The following is an 8017-nucleotide window of genomic DNA, read 5'->3' as shown; positions in this document are numbered from 1 at the left end:
ACCGGCCGGGGGTCGGGTGGGCGGGTCCGGATGCCTGGCCGCAGTTCAATGTCGGACGCTCGGCGGTCCGAAGGTTGCTGAACGATAACGATACATATTTGCGTCCCTGCCATTGAACCGAACCGGGTCTTGGTCCGTGTGGGTGGCGGAGGTGGGAGCCATGACCCAGAACGAGTTGAACGCACTGAGACATGCCGCCGAAGGTTCACTGCTGTTCCACAATGGACTGTGGGGCACTCCCGCTGGCTACCGTTGGGCAGCTCCGGACGGCTCCAGCGCCGGCCAGGTGCCGCAATGGGAATGCGAGACGCTGGACCTGTTGGAGCGCCGCCGACTGATCGCCATCCGCCCGGCCACCGGCGCCCGCGACGTCCCCGTCGTGGCCACCGCAGCGGGCATCCGGCTTCTGTCTACTTTAGACTTACAGATTGCCGCGTGAGCGCAGGTCATGTTACGGGCAGCGAATGGCCGGGTCGACCCCGGCCAGCATGACTGAGGGCGCAATCGGATTCGGCGGGAGCACAGCATAGGCAATGTGGCATTGCTTTCCTGACAGGGAAGCAATGCCACATTTGCTTTGCACGGACCGGTCAGAGGACGTCGCGGCTGAGGTCCGGGAAGACCTTGCCGATTTTGGCGAGGAGGTAGTCGCCGTACGTGCCGTGGAAGTCGTGCGGGCTGGCGTTGTCCCAGCGGCCGGTGTGGGGGTCGGCCAGGGCGCGGTGGGCGACGGGGGTGACGTCCGCGGTGAACGCGGGGTCGAAGAAGAACGGCCAGGACAGGCGGTCGCGGGTGGTGGAGGGCAGGACGCGGTGCGGGGTGGAGCGGTAGCGGCCGCCGGTGAGCCGGTCGAGCATGTCGCCGATGTTGCAGACGAACGAACCGGGGATCGGGGTGGCGTCGAGCCAGCCGGAGTGGGAGCGGACCTGCAGGCCGCCGGTGCCGTCCTGGCGAAGGATGGTCAGCAGGCCGTAGTCGGTGTGCTCGCCGACGCCCCACGAGCCGTCGGCGGCCGGGACGGCCGGGTAGTTGAAGATGCGGAACAGGATGAGCGGGTCGGCCGTGTACCGGTCGGCGAAGTAGTGCTCGTCGAGGTCGAGGCTCAGCGCGATACCGGACATCAGGGTATGGCCGAGGGTGGTGAGCGCGGCCAGGTAGTCGAGCACGGCCCGGCGCAGGCCGGCCGGGTGCGCGGGGAACAGGTTGGGGCCGTGCAGCGGGGTGCCGGCCCGCACGGCGGGGTGGTCGGCGGGCAGCTCGGCGCCGAAGTAGAGGCCCTCCTTGAGATCGGGGCGGCCGGAGGTGAGCTCGTCGCCGACCGGAAAGTAGCCCCGCCAGGCGCGGCCGCCGCGGGACATGTGGATCTCCAGCTTGCGCTCCAGGTCCTGGGCGAAGAACTCGCGGCTCAGCTCCTCGAGGCGGGCCTGCAGGGACTCGGACACGCCGTGCCCGACGACGTAGAAGAAGCCGTCCTCTCGGCAGGCGCGGCCGATCTCGGCGGCCACGGCGTGCCGGTCGGGCGAACGGTCGACAAGCGGGCTGATGTCGATCACCGGTAGCGCGGGCATGGGGCCATCGTGCCCCCTGGCGGTACGCTGGCCGCTCACCGGGCCGGCTCGGGCATGCCGGAGCGGGTGAACATGGGGGTGACGATGTCCTATCCACCTGGCGACCACCAGAGCCATCAACCGCCGCAGCCGCCGTACTTCGCGCCGCCACCCCCGCCGCCGGTGCGCAAGCGCCCGATCGCGCTGTGGATCGGGTTGGGGTTGCTGGCAGTCGCCATCCTCGGCGGGGCGATCTTGGGCGCCATCGCGGAGAGCCGGCCGGACCGCTCGTCGGACGCGAGCTCGGGCTCACCGACGGCGGCCCGGCAGCGCGGGGTGACGACGGGCGACACCAAGGTGGTGACGGCCAGCGACAACTCCTGCCAGCTCACCGTGCCGACCACCTGGAAGGACGTCCCGGCGAGCTGGCGCAACGAGCATGCCGTCATCCAGCTCGGCAACGGCCGCCAGGAGCAGTACGTCCTGGTCGTCTCCGCGGCCAAGGACGACTTCGACGACTTCGTCGCGTTCGAGGAGGCGGCGCTCTCCGACGTCGACCTGGGGATGGAGGACGGCGAGGTGTCCCAGCCGCGCCCGATCACGGTCGGCGGCCTGCCCGCGGCGCGGTACGAGATCAGCGCGAAGCTCTCCGGCGTCCGGGTGGTCTTCTGGTACACGCTGGTGGACGGCAAGAACGGCTACTACCAGATCGCCACGTGGACTCTGCGGTCCAAACGGGACGAGGCGGAGGGGCCGCTCGGGGACGTCGTCGCCACCTTCCGGGAGCTGGGCGTCGAGTAGTCATCCCGTCAAGCCGGCCAGGCGCAGCAGCAGGTCCTTGACCTCGGTGGCCGCGTACCGGTGTCGGCCGGGTCGTCCGAAAGGCGGCCGTGGCTGCCGCGGACGCAGGAGGGGTCGAGCGGCACCACCCGCATCGAGCAGCGCAGGCCGAGCTTCTTGCGGGCCAGCGCAAGCCCGGCGCGCGCCTAGGCGAACCGATCGGCGGATGATCGGGACCGTGCTCGGCCTGCCGGACGCGGCGAGGATCTCATCCACTCCGGACAGGTCCGGGACGTCGTCGCCACCTTCCGGGAGCTGGGCGTCGAATAGTCATCCCGTCAAGCCGGCCAGGCGCAGCAGCAGGTCCTTGACCTCGGTGGCCGCGTACCGGTCGCGGGCCTGCGCGGGATCGGAGCACAGCAGCACCGGACCGTCGGCCGGGTCGTCCGGGAGGCGACCGTGGCTGCCGCGGACGCAGGAGGGGTCGAGCGGCACCACCCGCATCGAGTAGCGCAGGCCGAGCTTCTTGCGGGCCAGCGCAAGCCCGGCGCGCGCCTTGGCGAACCGATCGGCGGGGTCGAAGAACAGCTCGGCCGGGTCGTAGCCGGGCTTGCGGTGGATCTCCACGGTGCGCGCGAAGTCCGGAGCGCGGGCGTCGTCGAGCCAGTAGTAGTAGGTGAACCAGGAGTCCGGCTCGGCGACGGCGACCAGCTCGCCGGAGCGGGCGTGGTCGAGGCCGTGCTTGGCCTTGCCGGACGCGTCGAGGATTTCGTCCACTCCGGGCAGCTCGGCGAGCACGTCCCTGGTGCGGTCCACATCGGACGGATCGCGCACGTAGACGTGGGCAAGCTGGTGGTCGGCGACCGCGAATGCCCTGGAGGTCCACGGGTCCAGCAGCTCCATGCCGTCCTGGACGTACACCTCGAGCAGCCCCGCGCGGCGCAGGGCCCGGTTGACGTCGACCGGCCGGCGCACCGGGGTGATGCCGTACTCGCTGAGCACCACGGTGATCGCGTCACGGGCGCGGAGGTCGGCCAGCAGCGGGGCGACGGCGGCGTCGACCTCGCGGGCCGCCCGGACCGCCTCCTGGCCGTCCGGGCCGAACCGCTGCAGGTCGTAGTCCAGGTGCGGCAGATACACCAGCAGGCAGTCGACCGGGTGGCGGACCAGGATTCGCCGGGCCGCGGCGACGATCCACTCGGTCGAGTCGATGCCGGCGGTCGGGCCCCAGTAGGTGAACAGCGGGAAGTCGCCGAGCTCGGCGGTGAGCTCGTCGTGCAGGGCTGGCGGGCGGGTGTAGCAGTCCGGAGACTTGCGGCCGTCGGCGTGGTAGATCGGGCGCGGGGTGACCACCAGATCGGTGGCCGCGCCCATGGCGTACCACCAGCACACGTTGGCCACCCGCCAGTCCGGCTTGCGGGCGCGGGCGGCGTCCCACAGCTTCTCGCCGCCCACCAAGGCGTTGTGCTGGCGCCACAGGAAGACCTCGCCGAGGTCGCGGAAGTACCAGCCGTTGCCGACGACGCCGTGCTCGCGCGGCAGCGCCCCGGTGAGCAGCGTGGACTGCACCGAGCAGGTCACCGCCGGCAGGATGGTGTCCAAAGTAGACTGAAAGCCGTCGGACGCGACCCGGCGCAGGTTGGGCATGTGCTCGAGCAGTCGCGGGGTCAGACCCACGACGTTCAGGACCGCGACCGGCGTCATCCGTCGACCTCCTCCAATCCCCCGGCGACCAGCTCGCCGCGGGCCCAGTCCAACTCGTTGGCCAGTCCGGCCACCAGATCGGCTTCGGTGCGCGGGCGCTGCCCGGCGGGCAGCACCTGCCAGGTGTACGTCTCCACCTCGACGTGCCGGGTGACCGGGTGCGGCCCGGACAGCAGCGCGGCCAGCGTGTCGCGCAGGACCGGCCGGGTGCTGGACAGCGACCCGGCCGGTTCGGCGTGCACGGGTACGTGGAAGTGCACCCGCCACGGCCCGAGCCCCGGCAGCCCGCCGGCAAGGGCCTCGTCGAGGTCGTCGACTCCCCCGGCGCCCGATTCCCTGGTCTGGTGCAGGAACCGGGGCTCGACGAACGGCGCCAGCTCGTCCCTTGCGGACGCCGGGGCTTCCAGCGCGCACGAGGCCTGCAGCTTGACCACAGGCAACCTGGCCTCGGCCAGCCGGGTCAGGGCCTGCTGCGGCTGCTCGAACCCGACCGCCAGGTGGCAGGCGTCAAGGCAGACACCGAGCCATTCCGTGTCCACTCCGGACAGATGCCGCACGGCGTCGGTCGTGGACTCGATGACACAGCCCGGCTCCGGCTCGAAGGCCACCCTGATCGCGCGGTCGAGGCCGGCAAGGAGCCTGGCCAGCTCGTCGAGCTGCCGGCGGGCGGCGCCGGCCCGGTCGCCGTCCCACGGTGTGCGCCAGGCCAGCGGCAGCGACGAGATGCTGCCGCCGTCGACGTCGTCGGGCAGCAGCGCGGCGAGCACCCGGGCCAGGTTGACGGTGTACTCCAGCCGGGCCGGCTCGGTCCAGTCCGGTGTGTACACCTTGTGCTTGACCACCGGGTCGTGGAAGCCGCGGTACGGAAACCCGTTGAACGTCACCACTTCCAGCCCGCGCGCGGCCAGCTCGGCACGCAACCGGCGCAGCGCAGCGCCGTCGCCGGCGAGCTCGGCCGCCAGGTCGGCGGCCAGCCACAGGCCCACGCCGAGCCGCGCGGCGCCCAGCCGCTCCCGGACCGGCGAGGCGTAGCGGGACAGCTGGGCGAGCACGCCGTCGAGGTCCTCGGCCGGATGCACGTTGGTGCAGTACGCGAGGTGCACGAGCGAGCCGTCCGGGTGCCGGAACCTCACTCGCGTGCCCCACGCAGCACCGAGTTGCCCTCGAACAGCGCGGTGGGCTCGCGGTCTACTTCGGACACATCGAGCCGGTCGCTCTGGCCGTAGAAGTCGATCGGGTTCTGCCAGAGCACCTTGTCCACGTCCGCCTCGGTGAACCCGGCGGCCAGCATGGCGTCGCCGGTGAGCCTCGTGCGCAGCGGGTCGCTCTTGCCCCAGTCGGCGGCGGAGTTCACCAGCATCCGGTCGGTGCCGAACTCGGAGAGGATGCGCACCATCCGGTCCGGGTCCATCTTGGTGTCCGGGTAGATGGAGAACGCCATCCAGCAGCCGGAGTCGATCACGAGGCCGACGGTCACCTCGTTGAGGTGGTCCACCAGCACCCGCTCGGGCGGCAGCGTCGATTCGCGCACCACGTCGAGGGTCCGCTTGGTGCCGGCGGCCTTGTCCCGGTGCGGGGTGTGCACCAGCACCGGCAGCTCGTGCTGCACCGCCAGCTCGAGCTGCCGGGCGAAGGCGTAGTCCTCCTCCGGCGTCATCGAGTCGTAGCCGACCTCGCCGACCGCCACTACCCGATCCTTGGCCAGGTACCGCGGCAACAGGTCGAGCACCTCGACGCAGCGCGGATCGTTGGCCTCCTTGGGGTTCAGCGCGATCGCGCAGTGGTGCGCGATGCCGAACTGGGCCGCCCGGAACGGCTCCCAGCCGAGCAGCGAGTCGAAATAGTCCACAAAGGATCCGACGCTGGTGCGGGGCTGGCCGAGCCAGAACGCCGGCTCCACCAACGCCCGCACGCCGGCGTCGTACATCTGCTCGTAGTCGGTCGTCGTCCGGGAGGTCATGTGGATGTGGGGATCGAAGATGCGCATCAGCCCTCCTCGCCGCGCAGGTCCGGAACAATCATCAGGACGTCGGGCGGCACCGGGCGGCCGGCGGCGATGCGCTCCTCGGCGAAGGCGCGCATCATCCGGACCAGCTCGTCGTCCTTGCGCCGCTCGAGGTCGGACACCCAGGCCAGCGGGATGCCAAGGAACACGCACTTGAGCACGGCCTGCCGCCACGCGTCGGCGGGCAGGTGCTCGGCGGCATACGGCCCGAGCGCCGCCGCGATCAGCCGGGTGTCGTTGGTGCGTAAGGCGTCCAGCACCAGCGGGACGGCCGCGTCGCCCAGTTCCAGCAGCGGCAGCGCGCGCAGCACGGCCCGCCGCTCGGCCGCGTCGCCGTAGTTGTACACCGCGGTCACGTCCTCGATGCTGGCGCCGACCAGCAGCAGGGCCCGGACCGCGTCGTCGATCGTCCAGCCGATCAGCTCCGGGTCGTCGGTCCACAGTTGACCGCGCCCGCACTTGCGGCCGACCGCAGGGAACAGCCGGGCGAGCGCCGCCCGGTCGGCCGCGATCTGCTGCCGTGCCTCGGTGAACCAGACCGAGGCGGCCGGGTCGAGCGCCTTGGTCACCGCCGCCCGGATCTTGCTGATCTTCATGCCGCCACCCCCACGCGCTCGGCCTTGCGCAGGAATGCCAGCGACCGCTCGGCGACGGCCGGAGCGGCGTGGCTGTGCCTCGGCAGCTCCACGGCGACCAGCCCGCGGTAGCCGACGCCGGCGAGCGCCGCGAGCACGGGCGGGAAGTCGATCTCGCCGGCGCCGAACTCCAGGTGCTCGTGCGCGCCCCGGCGCATGTCGTCGATCTGCACGTTCACCAGCCGCGGCCCGGCCAGCCGCACGCAGTCGGGCACGGGCAGCTCCTCGTTGCACCGGCAGTGCCCGATGTCCAGGGTCAGCCCGAAGCGGTCCGGCCCGCCGAGCACGCCGCGCAGCCGCTCGTAGCCGGCGATGGTGTCCACCAGCATCCCCGGCTCCGGCTCGAAGCCCAGCACGACGCGGCGCCGCGCCGCGTGGTCGAGCACCGCCGCGCAGCCGGAGACCAGCCGGTCCCAGGCCGCGTCGGCGCCCAGCCCCGCCGGGCGGATCCCGCTCCAGAACGACATCGCCTCGGCCCCGAGGTCGGCCGCGACGTCCACCGCGAGGCGCAGGAACGACACCCGCGCCGCGCGTTCCTCCGACAGCAGCGTCGGCTCGTGCTTGCGCCGCGGGTCGAGCAGGTACCGGGCGCCGGTCTCGATGACGACGGCCAGGTCGAGCTCGGCCAGCCGCCGCCCGACCTCGGCCGTGCGCCGGGCCAGCTCCGGCGCGAACGGGTCGAGGTGTGCATGATCCAGTGTCAGCGCGACGCCCTGATAGCCGAGATCGGCGAGCACGGCCAGCGCGTCGTCCAGCCGGTGATTGGCGAATCCGTTGGTGCCGTAGCCAAATCTCATGTCGCTGAGACCTTTCTCGACAGCCGGCGGGCCATCGGGAACGCCAACGCGACGGGCAGGGCGGCGCGCAGCGATCCGGCCCTTGCCAGCAGTGCGGCCTGCAGGGGCATGAACCCAAGGATGCCGGCGCCGACGGCCCGGCGAACAGCGCCGGACGACGGATCGCGCGCCGCCGCCGACTGGGCCGAACCGACGCTTCCCGCGTACAGCGCGGCCAATCCGGCCGTGGCCAACCGGGATCGCCGGCCGCCGGCCAGCACCGCGCCGGTGATCGCCGCGGTGCCGGCGAGGGCGGCGCGCGGCACCCTGGCGTCCGCGCCGTGCACCTCGCCGCGGGACAGCACGGTGACGCCGAGCGTGTGCGCACCGACGGTCAGCGCCGCCGGCACCGCCGGCCGGGCGCCGCCCGCGCCAAGCAGCACGTCCAACGTGCGCGCGGCCGCCATCGCCACCGGCCCGGCCGGGCCCGACTTCAGCCACAGGTCGTACGCCCAGACCGTTGCCGCCAAAGGAAAAGCGACGCGCAGCGCTGGCCGGCCGCCGGCCAGC

General features: G+C 72.1%; 8 protein-coding genes and 1 pseudogene. 2 read left to right on the top strand and 7 right to left on the bottom strand.

What is annotated here, in order from left to right:
* The first annotated feature begins 160 nt into the window (after window positions 1–160).
* A complete protein-coding gene (locus VGX25_RS10635) occupies window positions 161–439 on the top strand; it encodes a hypothetical protein (RefSeq protein ID WP_326917480.1) in 279 nt (92 codons plus the stop codon).
* A 151-nt stretch (window positions 440–590) separates the two neighbouring features.
* On the opposite strand, the gene VGX25_RS10630 is transcribed toward VGX25_RS10635, so the two are convergent.
* Window positions 591–1568, bottom strand: coding sequence for an isopenicillin N synthase family dioxygenase (locus VGX25_RS10630; RefSeq protein ID WP_326917479.1), 978 nt, complete (start codon window positions 1566–1568; stop codon window positions 591–593).
* A 9-nt stretch (window positions 1569–1577) separates the two neighbouring features.
* Between VGX25_RS10630 and VGX25_RS10625 the strand changes: the two genes are divergently transcribed.
* A complete protein-coding gene (locus tag VGX25_RS10625; protein ID WP_326917478.1) occupies window positions 1578–2348 on the top strand; it encodes a hypothetical protein in 771 nt (256 codons plus the stop codon).
* Window positions 2349–2657: 309 nt separating this feature from the next.
* Here VGX25_RS10625 and VGX25_RS10620 read toward each other — a convergent pair whose 3' ends face one another.
* From VGX25_RS10620 to VGX25_RS10595, 6 genes and pseudogenes are all read right to left on the bottom strand, one after another.
* The gene (locus VGX25_RS10620) at window positions 2658–4031 is read right to left on the bottom strand and encodes an alkaline phosphatase family protein (RefSeq protein WP_326917477.1); all 1374 of its coding nucleotides are present in this window, start codon (window positions 4029–4031) and stop codon (window positions 2658–2660) included.
* Window positions 4028–5164: a metabolite traffic protein EboE gene (gene eboE / locus VGX25_RS10615; protein WP_326917476.1), complete on the bottom strand. Its 1137-nt coding sequence runs from the start codon at window positions 5162–5164 to the stop codon at window positions 4028–4030. The genes VGX25_RS10620 and eboE overlap by 4 nt, the downstream gene beginning before the upstream one ends.
* Window positions 5161–6018 (bottom strand): TatD family hydrolase, encoded by an 858-nt coding sequence (locus VGX25_RS10610; protein ID WP_326917475.1) that lies wholly within the window; start codon window positions 6016–6018, stop codon window positions 5161–5163. Before VGX25_RS10610 ends, eboE begins: the two co-directional genes overlap by 4 nt.
* Window positions 6018–6632, bottom strand: coding sequence for an EboA domain-containing protein (locus VGX25_RS10605; protein WP_326917474.1), 615 nt, complete (start codon window positions 6630–6632; stop codon window positions 6018–6020). Before VGX25_RS10605 ends, VGX25_RS10610 begins: the two co-directional genes overlap by 1 nt.
* Entirely contained in the window at window positions 6629–7468 is an 840-nt protein-coding gene (locus VGX25_RS10600; protein WP_326917473.1) for a sugar phosphate isomerase/epimerase family protein, read from the bottom strand. Before VGX25_RS10600 ends, VGX25_RS10605 begins: the two co-directional genes overlap by 4 nt.
* A pseudogene (locus VGX25_RS10595) lies at window positions 7465–8017 on the bottom strand (4-hydroxybenzoate polyprenyltransferase); the annotation flags it as partial. The gene VGX25_RS10600 and the pseudogene VGX25_RS10595, both read right to left, overlap by 4 nt.

This window comes from Actinophytocola sp. (assembly GCF_035942955.1).
Taxonomy (GTDB): Bacteria; Actinomycetota; Actinomycetes; order Mycobacteriales; family Pseudonocardiaceae; genus DASYTH01.
This window is presented reverse-complemented; position numbering and strand designations above follow the sequence as displayed.

Excerpts from the sequence above, each read along its gene's own strand:
- VGX25_RS10635 (WP_326917480.1), top strand. The coding sequence starts at position 161 with ATGACCCAGAACGAGTTGAACGCACTGAGACATGCCGCCGAAGGTTCA.
- VGX25_RS10630 (WP_326917479.1), bottom strand. The coding sequence starts at position 1,568 with ATGCCCGCGCTACCGGTGATCGACATCAGCCCGCTTGTCGACCGTTCG.
- VGX25_RS10620 (WP_326917477.1), bottom strand. The coding sequence starts at position 4,031 with ATGACGCCGGTCGCGGTCCTGAACGTCGTGGGTCTGACCCCGCGACTG.
- VGX25_RS10610 (WP_326917475.1), bottom strand. The coding sequence starts at position 6,018 with ATGCGCATCTTCGATCCCCACATCCACATGACCTCCCGGACGACGACC.
- VGX25_RS10605 (WP_326917474.1), bottom strand. The coding sequence starts at position 6,632 with ATGAAGATCAGCAAGATCCGGGCGGCGGTGACCAAGGCGCTCGACCCG.
- VGX25_RS10600 (WP_326917473.1), bottom strand. The coding sequence starts at position 7,468 with ATGAGATTTGGCTACGGCACCAACGGATTCGCCAATCACCGGCTGGAC.